Annotated in this window: 15 protein-coding genes and 1 tRNA gene; 7 read left to right on the top strand and 9 right to left on the bottom strand. The window is 58.5% G+C overall.

What is annotated here, in order from left to right:
• Positions 1–101 precede the first annotated feature (101 nt).
• Positions 102–1,136, bottom strand: a complete 1,035-nt coding sequence (locus ATU_RS02020; protein ID WP_010970883.1) for a substrate-binding domain-containing protein — start codon at positions 1,134–1,136, stop codon at positions 102–104.
• A gap of 195 nt (positions 1,137–1,331) precedes the next feature.
• Positions 1,332–2,600 (bottom strand): phosphate regulon sensor histidine kinase PhoR, encoded by a 1,269-nt coding sequence (gene phoR, locus ATU_RS02015; protein ID WP_035256162.1) that lies wholly within the window; start codon positions 2,598–2,600, stop codon positions 1,332–1,334.
• 57 nt (positions 2,601–2,657) lie between these two features.
• On the opposite strand from phoR, the gene ATU_RS26875 reads away from it, so the two are divergent.
• Positions 2,658–2,783, top strand: a complete 126-nt coding sequence (locus ATU_RS26875; RefSeq protein WP_006310671.1) for a hypothetical protein — start codon at positions 2,658–2,660, stop codon at positions 2,781–2,783.
• Positions 2,784–2,831: 48 nt separating this feature from the next.
• Entirely contained in the window at positions 2,832–3,713 is an 882-nt protein-coding gene (ppk2, locus tag ATU_RS02010) for a polyphosphate kinase 2 (RefSeq protein ID WP_006310670.1), read from the top strand.
• A 49-nt stretch (positions 3,714–3,762) separates the two neighbouring features.
• Here the strand turns inward: ppk2 and ATU_RS02005 are convergent, their stop codons facing one another.
• The gene (locus ATU_RS02005) at positions 3,763–4,911 is read right to left on the bottom strand and encodes a hypothetical protein (RefSeq protein ID WP_035256681.1); all 1,149 of its coding nucleotides are present in this window, start codon (positions 4,909–4,911) and stop codon (positions 3,763–3,765) included.
• Between the two features lie 254 nt (positions 4,912–5,165).
• Between ATU_RS02005 and ATU_RS02000 the strand changes: the two genes are divergently transcribed.
• The 4 genes from ATU_RS02000 to ATU_RS01985 all read left to right on the top strand — a co-directional run bounded on the left by ATU_RS02000 (position 5,166) and on the right by ATU_RS01985 (position 7,213).
• Positions 5,166–6,128 (top strand): NAD(P)H-dependent flavin oxidoreductase, encoded by a 963-nt coding sequence (locus tag ATU_RS02000; protein ID WP_010970881.1) that lies wholly within the window; start codon positions 5,166–5,168, stop codon positions 6,126–6,128.
• A gap of 134 nt (positions 6,129–6,262) precedes the next feature.
• Positions 6,263–6,338, top strand: a tRNA-Thr gene (locus tag ATU_RS01995).
• A gap of 156 nt (positions 6,339–6,494) precedes the next feature.
• Positions 6,495–6,653: a YqaE/Pmp3 family membrane protein gene (locus ATU_RS01990; protein WP_006310667.1), complete on the top strand. Its 159-nt coding sequence runs from the start codon at positions 6,495–6,497 to the stop codon at positions 6,651–6,653.
• A gap of 317 nt (positions 6,654–6,970) precedes the next feature.
• Positions 6,971–7,213, top strand: coding sequence for a DUF982 domain-containing protein (locus ATU_RS01985; protein WP_010972627.1), 243 nt, complete (start codon positions 6,971–6,973; stop codon positions 7,211–7,213).
• A gap of 92 nt (positions 7,214–7,305) precedes the next feature.
• On the opposite strand, the gene ATU_RS01980 is transcribed toward ATU_RS01985, so the two are convergent.
• The 6 genes from ATU_RS01980 to ATU_RS01955 all read right to left on the bottom strand — a co-directional run bounded on the left by ATU_RS01980 (position 7,306) and on the right by ATU_RS01955 (position 15,156).
• The gene (locus ATU_RS01980; protein ID WP_035214685.1) at positions 7,306–7,698 is read right to left on the bottom strand and encodes a PRC-barrel domain-containing protein; all 393 of its coding nucleotides are present in this window, start codon (positions 7,696–7,698) and stop codon (positions 7,306–7,308) included.
• Positions 7,699–7,827: 129 nt separating this feature from the next.
• Positions 7,828–8,709 (bottom strand): helix-turn-helix domain-containing protein, encoded by an 882-nt coding sequence (locus ATU_RS01975; protein WP_035256159.1) that lies wholly within the window; start codon positions 8,707–8,709, stop codon positions 7,828–7,830.
• A gap of 109 nt (positions 8,710–8,818) precedes the next feature.
• Entirely contained in the window at positions 8,819–11,008 is a 2,190-nt protein-coding gene (locus tag ATU_RS01970) for a TonB-dependent siderophore receptor (protein ID WP_010970879.1), read from the bottom strand.
• Between the two features lie 179 nt (positions 11,009–11,187).
• Complete coding sequence (locus ATU_RS01965; RefSeq protein ID WP_010970878.1) at positions 11,188–12,864, bottom strand: ABC transporter permease; 1,677 nt, start codon at positions 12,862–12,864, stop codon at positions 11,188–11,190.
• A gap of 72 nt (positions 12,865–12,936) precedes the next feature.
• Entirely contained in the window at positions 12,937–13,953 is a 1,017-nt protein-coding gene (locus ATU_RS01960; RefSeq protein ID WP_010970877.1) for an extracellular solute-binding protein, read from the bottom strand.
• Positions 13,954–14,106: 153 nt separating this feature from the next.
• Positions 14,107–15,156 (bottom strand): ABC transporter ATP-binding protein, encoded by a 1,050-nt coding sequence (locus ATU_RS01955; RefSeq protein ID WP_010970876.1) that lies wholly within the window; start codon positions 15,154–15,156, stop codon positions 14,107–14,109.
• Between the two features lie 357 nt (positions 15,157–15,513).
• Between ATU_RS01955 and ATU_RS01950 the strand changes: the two genes are divergently transcribed.
• Entirely contained in the window at positions 15,514–17,226 is a 1,713-nt protein-coding gene (locus ATU_RS01950; RefSeq protein WP_010970875.1) for a long-chain fatty acid--CoA ligase, read from the top strand.
• Positions 17,227–17,257 lie beyond the last annotated feature (31 nt).

Below are 17,257 nucleotides of genomic sequence, written 5' to 3'. Positions count from 1 at the left end.
GGAAATGTCAACCGGAGACAATCACCGAGACGAATGGCGCCGAGGCGGAATGGCACCGAAGCGGAACGAGGGGCGCGGCAGGCAGCACCCCTCTTTCTTTATTACATCGAAGCGCCGGCGGCGAACTTGGAGCGGATTTCTTCGCGCTCTTTGTCCGGAGCGGCAACGAGGCCATAGTTTGCGAGCGGGGAGTCAGGGCCGATCATTTCGTCAGAAACGAAGAACTCGACATATTCCTTGAGGCCCGGGATAACGCCCAGGTGAGCCTTCTTCACGTAGAAGAACAGCGGGCGGGAAACCGGGTACTTGCCGCTGGCAACGGTTTCGGTGGACGGAACGACGCCGGAAACAGTCGCAACCTTCAGGCGGTCAGCGTTGTTTTCATAGAAAGCGAGGCCGAAAACGCCGAGGCCGGTCTTGTTGGCATCGATACGAGCAAGCGTTTCGGTGTAGTCGCCGTCGATGTCGACTGCAGCGCCGTCCTTACGGACTGCAACGCACTTGGCAGCAGCCTGCTTGGCATCGGTGATCAGCGCCTTGATGGCGTCGGTCGCCTTGGCTTCCTTGCAGCCGTCAGCCATGATCTTCTCTTCGAAGACTTCGCGTGTGCCGTGCTTGGAACCCGGGATGTAAGCAGCGATCGCGACGTCAGGCAGTTCCTTGTTGATTTCCGACCACTTCTTGTAGGGGTTGGCAACGAGCTTGCCGTCCTTGACGATTTCAGCGGCGAGCGCAAGGTACAGATCCTTCGGCTCGAGCTTGATGTCCTTGTTGGAAGAGTCCATTGCGAAGACGATACCGTCGTAACCGATCTTCACTTCCTGAACGTCGGCAACGCCAGCAGCCTTACAGGCGGCCAGTTCGTCGCTCTTGATCGGACGCGAAGCATTGGCGATGTCGATGGTGCCTTCGCCGACGCCGGAGCAGAATGCCTTCAGACCGCCGCCCGTACCGCCGGACTCAACAACCGGAGCCTTGAAGTTCGGGAAAGTCTCGGCAAAAGTCTCAGCAACGATCTTGGCGTAAGGCAGAACCGTGGACGAACCAGCAACCTGGATCTGGTCGCGAGCAGCGGCGGCGCCAGCAAAGGCGACAGAAGCCACCAAGGCTGCTGCGGAAAATTTAACGAAGTTCATTTGTCTCTCCCGTCGTGGGCTTGTTTGTGGACGCAGCCGATAGCGGCACTCGCTCTAAGCATGCGCTCGGCGACCTTTTCTTAACCACCGTAGCCACATCCTTTTATGTCACTTTGACGAAAGATTTGTGACAAACTAAATTATTGATTTAATTTATATATTTCTGCAATGTTTAAAAACGGCCAGTCGTTCATGTCAAAATCTGACGGTGAAGTCCGTGCCGCTGCCCATTTCCGATTTAATAATGAGCCTGGCGCGGTGGCGGGTGAGGATGTGCTTAACGATGGCAAGCCCGAGACCCGTGCCCTTTTTCGAACGGCTGTCGGCCACGCTGACGCGATAAAAACGCTCGGTCAGCCGCGGCACGTGTTCGGCGGGAATGCCCGGCCCCTTGTCGATGATGCTGACCTCCACCGGCTTGCCGGGTTCGGCGCGCAGCCAGACATCCACGACCTTGCCTTCCTGCCCATATTTGCAAGCGTTTTCAACGAGGTTCTGGAATACCTGCACCAGCTCGTCGCGGTCTCCCTGCACTTCCGCCGGCCGGTCGGGCAGATGCAGCGTGATGGTTACATCAAGCTCATCGGCAAGCGGCAACAAGGCATCACGCACATGGCCGATGACGGGCACGAGATCGACCTTCTGGTCCGGCGCGATGTTTGCCCGCAGCTCCAGCCGTGAAAGGGACATTAGATCGTCCACCAGCCTGCTCATGCGGGTTGCCTGATCCAGCATGATGGCAAGGAAGCGCTCTTGCGCCTTGGGGTCGTTGCGCGCCGGCCCCTGCATGGTTTCGATGAAACCGCGCAGTGAGGCGAGCGGCGTGCGCAACTCATGGCTCGCATTGGCGACGAAATCGCTGCGCATACGGTCGATGCGGCGGAGCTCCGAGACGTCGCGGAAGGACAGGATGTAGAATGGCGGGCTGGCGCCCTCGCCCACATCCGCACGGGCGATGCGGACGATGAAGACCCGTTCGGAAGGGAAGCGTTCGGAATGTTCGACCTGATTGGGCTGGCCGGTGGTGATGGTTTCGCGAATGACATCAAGCAAGCCGGGCGAGCGCAGCCTTGCGGAAATATGCGCACCGGCGGGAAGCTGGCCGAAGGCGCGCTCGGCTGCACCGTTCTGAAACAGCACGCTGGCATTCTTGTCGAGAATGAAAACGGGCGTATCCAGTACTGCAAGGCCCGCCCTTACGCCGGAAATGACGTTTTCACCCGGCACATCCGGCTCATCCACATCCGCGGCTGTCTCTTTATCCTTTTCGGGCGCCGCCGGTTTTTCCCGAACGGCAAGAATGGCGATGATCGCACAGAGCCAAAGAGCCGCGGGCATATAGGGCGTGTGCAGCTCGGTAACGGCCACCACGGCAAGCATGCTGACGATGAGAACGGGCAACCAGTTCCGGCCGAGCTTCTTCCCCAAAAGCCTCAATCCACTCTCGCCTTCCCTCACTGCCATTTCAGCCTGCTCTCCACTTTCATCTGACAGCACATCGAAATCTCATAGGCCAGCTTCATGACAGAGATTCATCATCGCGCATTTTCCACAACGTATATGCGCGAAATCCGCGCCGCAATCGTCAGCGCCGTCGCAGCCCGGCTCGCCGGTCCTGTTTCACTTGAATTCCGGCAATGGATGTGAACTCATTGGCGGCGAGTTGCCTTTACACAACAACATCCGGAGGAAACCATGGGCGAAGAAAAAAAGAAGCGGACGGTCGAGATCACCATTGGCGGCAAGTTGCGCAGCTTCGACATCGATGACCCGGTTCTTCCCGATTGGGTGGAGGAAAAGAAGCTTTCCGCCGGCAATTTTCCCTATGACAAGAAGATGAAGCGGGAGGATTACGACGCCACGCTGGAAGCGCTGCAGGTGGAACTGGTCAAGGTGCAATTCTGGCTGCAGGCGACCGGCAAAAGGGTCATGGCTGTTTTTGAAGGCCGTGACGCGGCGGGCAAGGGCGGCGCGATCTTTGCGACGCACGCTTATCTGAACCCCCGTTATGCCCGCGTGGTGGCGCTGACCAAACCAACGGAAACCGAGCGCGGCCAATGGTATTTCCAGCGCTATATCTCCCATTTTCCGACCGCTGGCGAATTCGTTCTCTTCGACCGTTCCTGGTATAACCGCGCCGGCGTGGAACCGGTCATGGGTTTCTGCACCCCGGACGAACACAAACGCTTCCTCAAGGAAACGCCGCGTCTGGAAAAGATGCTCGTTCACGACGACATTCACCTTTTCAAATTCTGGCTCGACATCGGCCGCGAAACGCAGATCGAACGCTTCCATGACCGTCGCCAAAGCCCGCTGAAATGCTGGAAGCTTTCCGACATGGACATCGCTGCACTGACGAAATGGGACGATTACACGCAAAAGCGTGACGAGATGCTGGAAAAAACCCACACCGATGCCGCGCCCTGGACGGTGGTGCGCGCCAATGACAAGCGCCGCGCACGGGTGAACCTCATTCGCCATATTCTTCTTGCGCTCGATTATGAGGGCAAGGACAGACAGGCCATCGGCGAGATCGACGACAAGATATTGGGATCAGGACCAGATTTTCTCAAATAAGACCGGGAGACGATCACAAGCGCCCCATCCGAGGCGCTTGTGCTTTCCCTTATTGACCCGGCAGAATGCGCACCGAATAAAGATTGATCGGGCGGCCGCTGCCATCAATATCGCTGTTGATGAAAATCTTGCCCGGCGCATTGGGAGCGAGAGACCGCTCGAATGTCGTGTTCAGCAGCATATCTGCACGCTCGGCCGTCGCGGTGAAGCGGTGGCGGGAACAATCGCCCAGCGTGGCGAAATCGCAGGAGACGGACACCTGTGTCTGGCGATCACTGGAGGATTGCAGCGTGATCGATATGGTCGAGGACTTGCCCGCCATGTCCCGCATTACCTCCACCGGAACCTCGACGCTGACGGCGCCATCCTGCGCCACACTTTTCGAGGTCACCCGTATTACCTTGCCGGCGGGCGTGGCAACGTTTTCAACATTGGCGCGCGGGCCGGCCGAAACACCGGAGCTGCCGCGCTCCGCATTAAAGACCTCGACCCAGTCATCGGAAAAGCCGCGGCCGGCAGAAAGGCTGGGCGCGGGCTCCGTGCCGTTGAAATCTTCCGCCTGCACCTGTGCGGGCGGATTGGGCACGCTGGTATCGCGCTGTTCCGGCGACAGCAGCAGGCCGGAAGAATAGACCCACCAGGCGCCGAAGCCGATAAAGGCCAGCAGCGTCACATAGATGAAAAGCCGGGCAAACAGCCCGCGGCGCTTGCGGCGGCCAACCGCGCCCTCCGGGCGGAAAGCAAGTGACGCATCGGCCGCGCTGGAGCTCCGCTTCGATGGCTTTCCGTTGCGCTGCCCCGCGCTCGACGTCTCCGGAGCAATGGCAGCAGCACCCGGCCGCACATCGCGCGTTTCCCCGCGCAGCTCCGGCTCGACTGCCATATGGTCGTGATGGGCTGGCTGCGAAACAGGATCAACCCCGTGATCATGTTCCACCGGACTTTCAGACGCAGGCGGGCGCAATTGCTGCTCCACCCTGTCCAGGAGACGGTTGCGCTCTTCATTTTCAATGAGATGAATGAGGCTCTCGAGCCGCTGACGCTGCTGGGCAACGACTTGCGGATCGTCTATGCCCTGCTTGCGAAGGCCAGCTTCCAAGGCCTGACGGGAAGATTGGTAAATCCGTGCACGAACTTCGGCGTTCGATCTGTCCGATTTTTCCAGAGCATTTCTGATTGCCGTTTCCAGTCCGCTCACGACCGATCCTTGTTCTATTGCGCTGTGCAAAAATATGCGGCGCTGCGCCATGTCTTCACGATTCGGTAACGGCTATGCCGCCCCTCCGCAAGCATCGTTTATGATAAAGACCGGATTGCCTTGAGGAAAATCGATCCATTGTGGCGTTACAAACGCAGGTTCGGCAGGTCAATGCCGCGCTGTTTTCGCTTTCAATCCGTGGCCGAACGCGTTATTGACTTACGTGCGCGTAAACGTAATCCGTGGGAGGAGACATGCTACCGTCCGTGCTGAAAGACAATCTGCGTCTTCCGGTCATAGCATCACCGCTATTCATCATTTCGCATCCGCAACTGACGCTGGCGCAATGCAAGGCCGGCGTCATCGGCGCTTTCCCGGCATTAAACGCGCGACCTGAAAGCCAGCTCGACGAATGGCTGGCGATGATCACCGAAGAGCTAGCAGCGTATAACCGGGCCAATCCCGAGCGTCCGGCGGCACCCTTCGCGGTCAATCAGATCGTACACATGTCCAATCGCCGGTTGGAACATGATCTCGGCCTTTGCGTGAAATACAAGGTGCCGGTGGTAATTTCGTCGCTCGGCGCCGTGCCGGAGGTCAATGCCGCCGTGCATTCCTATGGCGGCATCGTGCTGCACGACGTCATCAACGATCGCCACGCCCGCTCCGCCATCCGCAAGGGTGCCGACGGGTTGATCGCGGTGGCGGCGGGTGCGGGCGGACATGCGGGCACGCTTTCGCCCTTCGCCCTCATTCAGGAAATCCGTGAATGGTTCGACGGTCCGCTGCTTCTGGCCGGCGCCATCGCCAATGGCGGCTCCATCCTCGCGGCACAGGCCATGGGCGCTGACATGGCCTATATCGGCTCGCCCTTCATCGCCACCGAAGAGGCGCGTGCTTCCGACGGTTATAAACAGGCGCTCGTCGACGCGCAGGCGAAGGACATCGTCTATTCGAATTATTTCACCGGCGTGCACGGCAACTATCTGAAAAGCTCAATCGTTGCCTCCGGCATGGACCCCGACAACCTGCCCGAAGCCGACCCTTCAAAAATGGATTTTGAGACCGCCACCGGCGGTGCCAAGGCCTGGAAGGACATATGGGGCGCGGGCCAGGGCATCGGCGCCATCAAGGCGGTGGAACCGGTGGCCGCACTCGTCGATCGGTTGGCCGCGGAATATGAAGCAGCGAAAGGCCGGATTTGCGCCAAGGCCTGACGCCTTGTAAACAATGGACAGGCAAAGCTTTTTGCGGAAATTTCAAAACCAGCACATTCAAGGCTTGAAATCCGTCAGCATTGCCTGTATCAGCCCGCCAAGAAGCTGATCCGCAACAAGCGGGTCATAATCGGGCCGCTTTAGCTCAGTTGGTAGAGCACGTCATTCGTAATGACGGGGTCACGTGTTCGAGTCACGTAAGCGGCACCATTTCGTCTTCCCAAGTTGCAATGACTCCTCGATCAACGCCTCCACGCGATTGATCTTCGCATTGCAACGACCTTGCCGGTCAAAGCGAGATTTGAAACCAAATTGTGGTTATACACGTTGACTGTCCAGTTATCGCAAACTGGAAAGCCAATCATCGTGGACGTCATTCGTATCCTCATCGCCATCATCCTCCCGCCCGTTGGCGTGTTTCTTCAGGTCGGCCTCGGGCTGCAGTTCTGGCTGAATATTCTTCTGACGCTGTGCGGTTATGTTCCCGGCATCATTCACGCCATCTGGGTTATCTTGCGCAGATAACATCCGCCGATCATCTGCGATCAGGCGTCTGCAATATTTTAGTACGTGATTAAATTATCAACGGCTTCTGGAACCCGACCTTCTCCTTCACGTTATGGTGATGACATAGCCAAGGAGAAAATCATGAACCAGATCATCTATATTGTCGGCCTCGTCGTCATCGTTCTCGCGATCCTGTCGTTTTTTGGCTTTCGTTGATCCCCGTTGTCAATTCGATTGCTTGCGCATATCCTAAGCAACAGTGACACACGACTGCGTTCATGGGTTACTTCGCTGTCGGGTGTATTTCGGGATCGCGTTGCTCTGGGAGGTGCACGATGAAGAACGAGAGATGGACAGAACCTGTCGAGGTCAATCTTGAGGCGAAGGGCAAGAGTGTCGTCGCCGGCCCCTTTGAAGCGCTGACATTGTTGACCGAAGGCTGGCCCAGGACTGGCGGATTGAGCTTCGTGAAAGCCAGAAGCGCCTGCCGCGCCGCCCTTGACGGGCGCAAATCGCCGGAGGAAGCGCGCAAATGCTTCACCGATGCGGTTTCCGAGATGCAGAAAAATCCGCACTGACAAGCCCAACAGAAAACGGCTCCCAAAAGGGAGCCGTTCTTTTTGGCTGGCGCTTGCGATGATAGAATGGCCGGAAGCGCCTTTTCAGACCCTTACATCCAATAGGGTGCAACGCCGTAGTAGTCGTAGACCTTGCGGTCCTTGGCGTAGAGCAGGTCGTCATCATCGAGATTGGTGAAGTGCGGCGCGTTCTCGATCTGCTCCTTGGTGAGATCGATACGGTAACCGTCGAGCTCTTCGTCATAGTGAAGCTTTTCCCAGGGCAGCGGGTAATAATCGTCGCCAATGCCGAGAAAGCCGCCGAAGCTCAATACCGCGTAAGCCACACGACCGCCGCGTTTTTCCAGGATGATGCGTTGGATCGAACCGATATGCTTGCCGTCGGCACCATAAACGCGGGTACCTTCCACCTTATCGCTGGCGATGAGGCTCGGCGTGTCCTTGACATAGGGGTCCTGTCCGGCGCGGGGTTCCTGATGCAACATGATAGTTTCCTCCATCGATTTCTTCGTTGGTGTCACGTCTGGTAAACCCCGGCACCCAGCAAATCGTTCCGAAGGATTTCCGGCTCCGTGACCGGAATTTTTTTAAAGCAGGATGGAACGAAACCGTGCCTATTGGCGGTTTTTTTGCCAGACGGACGGGGAAACGCCGACCATCTTGCGGAAGACGCGGGAAAAATGCGCCTGATCTGAAAAACCGGCGGCGATGGCGATATCGGTCAGCGCCATGTCTGGCCGCATCATCAGTTCCTTGACGCGATCGATGCGTGCCTGCATCTGCCATTGGTGCGGCGGCACACCGGTTGACGCCTTGAAGGCGTGGCTGAAATGGGATTGCGACAGGTTAGTGAGTTCCGCCAGTTCCTCCAGCCGGATCGACCGCAGGCAATGTTCACGGATATAATCGGTCGCCGCCCGCAATTGCCAGGCGGCAAGCTTGCTGCGTTTCCTGACCGGTTCCCGTTTCACCTTGAGGAAGTCCGTCAAGAGTGCCAGGACGAGGCTTTCGCCGTAGAGGTCATGCAGCGGATCCGGATTATCGCATTCCGCGGCGATCAGCCGCGCGAGCGCCAGCAGCCGTTCATCCTCGAACATCAGATGCGGATCGAGAAGCGCGTGCGGATCGAAGCCCTGCACCAGCCGCGCACCCAGCAACCCCGCATCGAAATGCAGATCCAGATGGCGCACGAAGGAGACATTGCTGAGTTCGGCATGTACATCGATATCGGCGGGCACGAAGGAAATCCGGTTCGCCCTGGACGAGCCGCAAGTGTCGCGGCGGCAGCGGTTCATCATGAAACGGCCGTCATCCGTCCCCTCCATGTCCAGCAGGAAAACGAACCGTGGATCCTTGCCGACATAACGGCCGCCCGCCTTCGGCGCGCAACGCACATCCCAGAGATCGGCAACGATGCCGTTCCACACCCGTGAGCGCGGGCCGCCGATAACGGCGAAACCCTCGATCTCATTTTCCATCCGAACGCGGAAAGCCATGGCCTCTCGATCCCGCAAAGCGCCATGGCGCCACTATAAACATGATAAATCTATTCATGTTTATAGTGGCAAACTATATTTCCCGCAACTGCCGGCCATAGGCCCGGTGTCACCACTTCTTGGAAAGCTTGAGGGTGATGGTGCGACTATCGCCCCAGCCGCAGACGGAGACCCCGGCGCAGCTCTTGACATATTCCTTGTCGAAGACATTCGCGACGTTGACTGAGGCCGTCCAGTCGTTCTTCTCATAGCGGATCGCGGCATCGAAGACCGCAGCGTCTGAAACACGCAGCGTGTTTGCCGCATCCGCCCAGGACTTGCCCTGATAACGCACGCCGCCGCCAATGCTGAGGCCTTCAAACGTCTCATCGGTGAAGGCGTAGTCTACCCATAGCGACGCGGTGTGAGCGGGCACGATCCACGGCGATTTGCCGATCAGGTTGGGATTGGCATCCTTCGTGATATCGAGATCAGTATAGGAATAGGAGGCGAGCGCCTTCCAGTTCTCGTCGAGATTGGCCTTGGCTTCCAGCTCGAAGCCGGTGGATTCCACCTGCCCGAACTGACCACTCGTGGTCACGCCGCCCGCCGTATAGGAAACGATGGCATTGTCCTTGACCAGCTTGAAGACGGAAGCCGTGATGCTGCCGTCGAAGAAGCTCGGCTCGTATTTGATGCCCGCCTCGAACTGGTGTCCTTCCTCCGGGGAAGCCGGGGTGCCGTCGGCAAGCGTATCAATAAGCGGATTGAAGAAGGTGGCGGCCGAAACATAAGGGGTCAGGCCATTGTCGAACTCATAGGCCAGACCGGCGCGGCCGCTCAGCGCGTCATCATTGGAGCGGCGCGAGACGCCCGCCGGCAGCCGGTTGTTCAGCTCCGTATCGACATAGTCATAACGCCCATTCAGCGTGACCAGCCAGCCATCGCCAAACCGCAGCTGATCCTGGGCATAGATGCCGATCTGCTGCTGGGTGACGATATTGTCGGCATAAACGAAGTTCGTTCCCTGCGTCGAGCCATAGACCGGCTTCAGCGCGCCGATCGCATTCGATCCGCAGCAGGCCTGCACCTGATCCAGCCGGTAATATTTATAATCGAGGCCGAACAGCGGCGAATGGTTGACCGCGCCGGTATCGAACTGGCCTTCGATGCGGTTGTCGACGCCGAAGCTGTCCACCTTCGACAAACCGTCATAACCGAAGCGGGTCAGCATATAGTCGTTGGTGATCGGATCGAGGATCGGCTGGCCGTTGGCATCGGCATTGGCCCAGCCGCCCGGATAGGGCCCAGTCTCGTGCTTGTAGAGATGGCCGTAACGGGCATTCTGGCTGATCTTCCAGCCATTGTCGAATTCGTGGCTGACGTCGTAGCCCACCATCGACTGATAGACACGGCCATTATCAATGTCCGGTTCGCCATAAAAGGCCTTGCGATCAAGCTTGCCGAACGGTGCGTCGACCACGGTGCCGACATAGGGCAGGAAACCGTTGCCAACATGGACCTGATCGAGTGCCGAGAAATAACCGTAGAGCGTGGCGCTCGTCTGGGCATCGGGCTCGAAGGTGATCTGCGGCATGATGAAACCGCGCAGATCCTCGGAATAGTCAGTGTAATTATCGCCGCCCGAGACCTTGCCGGTGACGCGATATTTCCACACGCCCTCGGCGTCGACCTTGTCGCCGAGATCGAAACCGAAGAACGCATTGCCGAAATTGTTGATGCCGATTTCCGTTTCGCGGACCGGGGTATCCTGCGCGCGCTTGCTGACCATCTGCACGATGCCACCCGGATTGGCACCGCCATAGAGCACCGAGGCGGGGCCTTTGAGAACCTCCACCCGCTCCAGACCGTAGGCATCCATCTGGAAACCGCCGAAACCGTAGCTGAACAGGTTCAGCCCATCCAGGAACACGCCGGTCTGGGTGGCCTGGAAACCACGGATGTAAAACCAGTCCGTGTCAGGGTCTGTGCCGAAGGGTTCCGCCGTCACGCCGGGCGTATAACGCAACACCTCGTCGATTTTGGTCACCGCACCGCGGTCGTCCATTTCCTGACGGCCGACGACCGATACGGACTGGGGAATGGCTTTCGTTTCCGTCTCGGTTTTCGAACCCGTCGCGCTTTTCTTCGCGACATACCCCCGAACCGGTCCCGTCGCGTTTTCCGCGCCCTGTCCTTCAACGGTAATCTGCTTCAGGACGGTCGTTTCCTGTGCGTGGCCCATCACAGGCCCCATCAGAACAACGGCAGCCGTTCCCAAAGCCAGACGACTCAAAAACATCCCATGCAAATTTTTCAAAATATGCCCCGAAACAGATAGCGGCTGATGTTCATATCCGACAGGCCGCAGCACCTCAATTAAGATGAGTGTTTACATCAGGATTAAGACAGGATGCTTGTCGTTTTCGGGGCGGATTTGAAGCTTATTGGCTTCTCGCACAGTTTCAGACCCGTCATTTGTGAGGGCGGAAGTGGATATCAGCCCTTGCGCCGGCCGATCCTCGCAAGCAACACCACGGGAAGCATGCCGATGACGACAATCGCCAGTGCTGCGATAGACGCCTCCTCATAGGTGCCGCGCGCCGCTTCGCCATAAAGATGGGTGGCGAAGGTTTCGAAATTGAGCGGGCGAAGGAGAAGCGTGGCGGGAAGTTCCTTGACGCAATCAACGAAGATCAGCAGTGCCGCCGCCGCCAGCGAGGCCTTGGAAAGCGGCAGGTGAATCTGGCGGAAGGTCTGGGTCGCGGATCGCCCAAGCGTGCGTGAGGCATGATCGAAGGAATGCGGGATGCGGCTGAGCCCCGCATCGACACCGCCTGCGGCTATGGTGAGGAAACGGGCGGAATAGGCATAGATGAGGGCCGCACCACTGCCGATGAAGATGAGGCCGGTGGAAATGCCGAACCAGTCACGCATGGTCTGGTCGACGAAACGGTCGAAACCGCCAAGCGCTATCAATACGCCGATGGCGATCACCGTGCCGGGGGCCGCATAACCGACCGTCGAGAGGCGGTAAGACCAGAGCGACAGACGCCCCGGCGCAAGGCGCATGGCATAAGCGACCGCAAGGCCGAGGATCAGGGTGATCAGCGTCGCCAGCCCGGCAAAGACGATGGTGTTCACTGCTTCATCAGCAAAACGGACCGACAGACCACTGAAACGGAACCGCTTCCATGCCTCGATGACGAGATAACTCGCCGGCCCCACAAAGCCGATCAGGACCGGCAGGCTTCCGAGCGTAAAGGCGGCCCAGCCCCTAGGGCCAGTCAACCGCAGCGGCTCCAGCTCCCTGCTTTTCTGCGCGGAAACCGAATAACGCTGCTTGCGCCGCGCCCAACGCTCCAGCGCCACAAGCGCGACGACGATGAACAGCATGGAAAGAGCGATCTGCGCCGCCCCCGGCAGGTCCGATTTCGTGACCCAGGTCGTGTAGACCGAAACCGTGAGGGTGCGCACGCCCAAAAATTCCGAAGCGCCGATATCGTTCAGCGCCTCCATCAGCGCGAGACTGACACCAACGGCGATTGCCGGGCGCGCCAGCGGCACCGCGACCTTGAAAAAAGCCGCACGCCGGGAAACGCCGAGCGTGCGAGCCACTTCCAGCAGGTTCCCCGCCTGCGTCAGGAACATGGCGCGCACGGGAATATAGACATAGGGAAACAGCACGAAGCCGAGAAGGACAATGCAGCCCACCGTCGACCTTATGTCCGGCAGCCGGAATTCGCGCGGGCTGGAATAACCGAGCAGCCACCGTATCGCGCCCTGCACCGGCCCGATCGGATGCAGAATATCGAGATAGGCGTAAGCGACAATATAGGTGGGCATGGCCAGCGGCAGCAGCAGCGCCCATTCCAGCACTCTGCGCCCGGGAAAATCATAGGCGGTGACCAGCCAGGCGGCAGAGGTTCCGACCACACCCGCCAGCAGCCCGACGCCGGCAAGAAGGATGGCCGTATCCGGCAGGGCCGTCCAGAGCACGGTCGCGCCGAGATGATCCCACAGGCCTTCCGAGCCCTGCACCGCCTGCGAAACAAGCGCCAGAACCGGCACCATGGCGCCACAGACCGCCAACAAAGAAAGGCCCAGCCACCAGAAGGTGGAGGAAAACCTGGCTCTCGTCCGGGGGGGCAATGGCTGGATGGTGTCTGGATTCATGTGCTTCTGGAAAATACGCGGAAAGGCGTCCGCAGGTGCGAACGCCTTCCACCTTGTTATCGTCGACTGGACTTACTTGTCGAAACCGACCTTGTCGACCAGTTCGCTCGCCTGCTTGCGGTGCGAGACGATTTCCGTGAGCGGCTTGTTGTCGATCTTCAGTGTGCCGAAGGAAGCGACGATCTCGTTGAGAGCCGCACCCTGCTTGACCGGATATTCATAGTTGGCTTCGGCATAGATCTTCTGGGCTTCGTCAGAGACGAGATATTCCAGAAGTTTGACGGCTTCCGCCTTGTTCGGCGCGTTCTTGGCCACGGCCGCGCCGCTGATATTGACCTGCGTGCCGCCATTCTTGAAGGTCGGCAGAACCACCTTGATAGCATCGCCCCACTTCACCTGCTCTTCGCCGCCCTTGCCCGAGCGCATCAGGCCGACATAATAGGAGTTGGCAATACCGATATCGCAAATGCCGCCGAGAATATCCTTGGCAACGTCACGGTCGCCGCCGCCGGCCTTGCGAGCAAGGTTTTCCTTGACGCCAGCAAGCCACTTTTCGGTGTCCGCCGCGCCGTAATGGGCGATGTAGTCGGCAAACAGCGCCGTGTTATAGGGATGCTGGCCGGCGCGAATGCAGACCTTGCCCTTCCACTTCGCATCCGCCAGATCTTCATAATTGAAGGAAGCGAGATCGAGGTCCTTCGCCGCATAAAGGACGCGGGCGCGCATGGAGAGCGCGAACCAGTGACCCTTGGCATCGCGAAGCTCAGCGGGAACAGCCTTGGTCAGCGTCTCGGATTCGACCGCCTGGGTGACACCCTTTTCGGCGAGATCAACGAGATTACCGGCATCGACAGTCATCAGAACGTCGGCAGGAGAGCTGGCACCCTCGCTCAGAACACGCTCAGCAAGACCATCCTTGAGGAAAACGGTGTTGACCTTGACGCCACTCGAAGCGGTGAAGGATTCCAGCAGGGGCTGGATCAGGCCCGGCTCGCGGGTCGTGTAGATGTTGAGCTCAGCGGCGCTCACCGTTCCGGCGGCAAAGGCAACCGTGCTGGCAAGCAGGGCAAATCGAGTAAATTTCGTCATATAGTGTTCCCTCTCCGATAGCGGCAATAAGGGGAGCAAACATCATACATGACGGCGCAAATCAAGTTTTATTTCTCGGTTTTTTACGCGTCTTGGATCACCAAGAGTTGAAAACAGGGCGGGTAATAAAAACAACAATCCGCTAATTCAACTTCAGGTAAATATGAGGACCCCCTTGGGATCGATGCCAAAACGCACGGCCTTGGTTCTGGCGGGCGTGCGCTGCATCGTCCTGACGCGCAGATCGGAGGGCAGTCCGGGCACGGCTATGCCAAGCTGCTCGATCTCGCCGAGGAAGACACGGCTCGATATTTCGCCGGCAATGCCTTCTCTCGCGGCGCCATCCTCGATGATCGAAATCGCATTGGGGCGAACATAGGCGATCGCGGCGAGGCCATCAGGCAGATCGGAGGCATCGCCCAGCAGCCCAAGCGGCGTTTCGACCCGGCCCTGTTTCACCCGGCCTTCGATCTTGTTGAAGGCGCAGAAAAAATCGGCGGCATAGCGGCTTTTGGGATTGTCATGGATTTCGTAACCCGTACCGCTCTGGACGATGCGCCCGCGCTGCATCAGCACTACACGGTCACCTGCCGATAGCGCCTCTTCCGGGTCATGGGTAACCATGATCGCCGTGGTGCCCAGTTGCCGCAGAAGGCCGAGTGTTTCCTCACGCACATTGTCGCGTAATCCGCGGTCCAGGTTGGAAAAGGGCTCATCCATCAGCAGCAGGCCGGGCTGCGGGGCGAGCGCGCGGGCGAGTGCCACGCGCTGCTGCTCACCGCCCGAAAGTGTGTGCGGATAACGTTTAGCCAGATCCTGCAGATGAACATGTTCGATCATTTCCGCTGCACGGCGACGCGCCTCTGCCTTCGGCAGCGCCCGGAGGCCGAACATGACATTCTGCTCCACGGTCAGATGCGGGAACAAAGCGTAATCCTGAAAGACAAAACCGATATTGCGCTTTTCCGGCTCGACAAAGGCGGCGGGCCCGGCAACAACATTGCCATTGAGGGAGACGCTGCCGCGATCCGGCGTCTCCACGCCGGCCACGATACGCAGCAAAGTCGATTTTCCACAGCCTGAACGTCCAACGAGGCAAATAATTTCGCCACGCTCAACGGAAAGATCAATATCGGACAGAACATCCGTATCGCCGAATCTTTTTCCCACCGATTTCAGTTCAAGCGCTGCGCTGCCTGCCATTTCCAATCCTGCCCTGCTTTGCGAATTATGTTGATCGCTCAAATCAGGATTAAAGTCAAAAGCTGCGCCGGATACGGTTTCCATTCACGACGTTGCGAGATGTGCGGCAGCAATATTGACGTTTACGTTAGAGTTAAATAGGCTTTGCCGATGCGATGGACGTCAAGGGATTACGCGTCTATCATTCGTCACCGGGGAGCGAGAGGAGCGGTCGATCCGGTGACGCCACATGAAGTTCCCTCAGCCCGGTCGGATATGCCGGTTGATGCGGGAGCCTCGTGAATATCAGGCAGCACAAAGCGCCTCTTCGCGTTTTAATGGAACGCGCGGCGCGATAAAGACTCTGGGAGGAGCAACATGAGTGAATTGTCCCTGGGACATCCGGAAAATGTCAGCGTTGCCAAGCGCTGGCTGGCATCCTATCCGCCGGGCGTGCCTTCAGAGATTCCCGCCTCGGCAAATGCCTCCCTCATTGACCTTCTCGAAAAGAGCTGCAAGCAATTTGCCGACCGCAAGGCCTTTTCCAGCATGGGAAAATCCCTGACCTACCGGGAACTCGACGCTGACACCCGTGCGGTCGCCGCATGGCTGCAATCCAGAGGACTGGAAAAAGGCGACCGGGTTGCGGTGATGATGCCGAACATCCTGCAAAATCCCGTCGCGGTTTATGGGATTCTGCGGGCGGGCATGGTCGTGGTCAATGTCAACCCGCTCTATACCCCGCGCGAACTGGAGCACCAGCTCAAGGACTCCGGCGCGAAAGCCCTGTTCGTGCTGGAGAACTTCGCCCATGTGGCGCAGCAGGCTGTACCGAAAACCGCCGTCCGGCATGTGGTCGTCGCAGCAATGGGCGATCTTCTCGGCCTCAAGGGACATATCGTCAATCTGGTGGTGCGCAAGGTCAAGAAGCTGGTGCCCGCCCATGCCATTCCCGGCTCGATCAGCTTCAAGGCCATGCTGAAGGAAGGCCAGGGGGTTTCCCTGAAACCGGTCGGCCTTACGGCGCAGGACATCGCCTTCCTGCAATATACCGGTGGGACGACGGGCGTATCCAAGGGCGCCGTCCTCACCCATGCCAATCTCCTTGCCAACAAGGCGCAGATCAGCCTGTGGCTCGACGCTGCCTTCAACGGCCGCAAGGACCGCCCCGAGGTTCTCAACTTCATCTGCGCGCTGCCGCTCTACCATATCTTCGCACTGACGGTGAATTCACTGATGGGCATTGCGCTGGGCGGCCATAATCTGCTGATCGCCAATCCGCGCGACATTCCCGGCTTCGTAAAAGAGCTTTCGCATTACCAGCCGCATATCTTCCCTGGCCTCACCACGCTTTTCAACGCGTTGATGAACAATGAAGAGTTCCGCAAACTTGACCTGTCGTCGCTCATCTTCGTACTCGGCGGTGGCATGGCAGTGCAGAGGCCGGTGGCCGAACGCTGGGTTTCCGTGGTCGGCTGCCCTATCACCGAAGGTTACGGGCTGTCGGAAACCTCGCCCGTCGCCACCGTCAATCGGCTCGATGCTGCGGAATTCAGCGGCACCATCGGCCTGCCCATCTCCTCCACCGAAATCGATATTCGCGATGAGGACGGCAACAGTCTGCCAACAGGCGAAGTCGGCGAGATTTGCATTCGCGGGCCGCAGGTCATGGCCGGTTACTGGCAGAGGCCGGATGAAACCGCGAAGGCGATAACGGCAGACGGCTTCTTCCGTTCCGGCGATATGGGCTTCATGGACGAACGCGGTTACACCAAGATCGTTGACCGCAAGAAGGACATGATCCTTGTTTCCGGATTCAACGTCTATCCGAACGAGGTGGAAGAAGTGGCCGCCAGCCATCCTGGTGTCCTCGAATGCGCCGCGATCGGCGTTCCGGACGAACATTCCGGCGAAACCGTCAAGCTTTTCGTGGTCAAGAAGGACCAGTCCCTGACGGAAGCGGAGCTCAAGGCCTTCTGTGCCAAGAACCTGACGAATTACAAACGGCCGAAAATCATCGAGTTCCGCACCGACCTGCCGAAATCGAATGTCGGCAAGATTTTGCGGCGCGAATTGCGCAATCTGAACTGAACGAAGAGAGAGCCGGGCGACCGGCTCTTTT

The sequence above is a fragment of the Agrobacterium fabrum str. C58 genome (genome assembly GCF_000092025.1).
Lineage (GTDB): Bacteria > Pseudomonadota > Alphaproteobacteria > Rhizobiales > Rhizobiaceae > Agrobacterium > Agrobacterium fabrum.
Note: the sequence above shows the minus strand (reverse complement) of the source record. Positions and strands in the feature narration are given on the sequence as shown.

What these genes read in the sequence shown, in the direction of transcription:
- ATU_RS26875 (WP_006310671.1), top strand. Translation starts at nt 2,658, where the DNA reads ATGACAGAGATTCATCATCGCGCATTTTCCACAACGTATATGCGCGAA.
- ATU_RS01985 (WP_010972627.1), top strand. Translation starts at nt 6,971, where the DNA reads ATGAAGAACGAGAGATGGACAGAACCTGTCGAGGTCAATCTTGAGGCG.
- ATU_RS01980 (WP_035214685.1), bottom strand. Translation starts at nt 7,698, where the DNA reads ATGTTGCATCAGGAACCCCGCGCCGGACAGGACCCCTATGTCAAGGAC.
- ATU_RS01950 (WP_010970875.1), top strand. Translation starts at nt 15,514, where the DNA reads ATGAGTGAATTGTCCCTGGGACATCCGGAAAATGTCAGCGTTGCCAAG.
- ATU_RS01960 (WP_010970877.1), bottom strand. Translation starts at nt 13,953, where the DNA reads ATGACGAAATTTACTCGATTTGCCCTGCTTGCCAGCACGGTTGCCTTT.
- ppk2 (WP_006310670.1), top strand. Translation starts at nt 2,832, where the DNA reads ATGGGCGAAGAAAAAAAGAAGCGGACGGTCGAGATCACCATTGGCGGC.
- ATU_RS01965 (WP_010970878.1), bottom strand. Translation starts at nt 12,864, where the DNA reads ATGAATCCAGACACCATCCAGCCATTGCCCCCCCGGACGAGAGCCAGG.
- ATU_RS02000 (WP_010970881.1), top strand. Translation starts at nt 5,166, where the DNA reads ATGCTACCGTCCGTGCTGAAAGACAATCTGCGTCTTCCGGTCATAGCA.
- ATU_RS01955 (WP_010970876.1), bottom strand. Translation starts at nt 15,156, where the DNA reads ATGGCAGGCAGCGCAGCGCTTGAACTGAAATCGGTGGGAAAAAGATTC.
- ATU_RS01975 (WP_035256159.1), bottom strand. Translation starts at nt 8,709, where the DNA reads ATGGCTTTCCGCGTTCGGATGGAAAATGAGATCGAGGGTTTCGCCGTT.
- phoR (WP_035256162.1), bottom strand. Translation starts at nt 2,600, where the DNA reads ATGGCAGTGAGGGAAGGCGAGAGTGGATTGAGGCTTTTGGGGAAGAAG.
- ATU_RS02020 (WP_010970883.1), bottom strand. Translation starts at nt 1,136, where the DNA reads ATGAACTTCGTTAAATTTTCCGCAGCAGCCTTGGTGGCTTCTGTCGCC.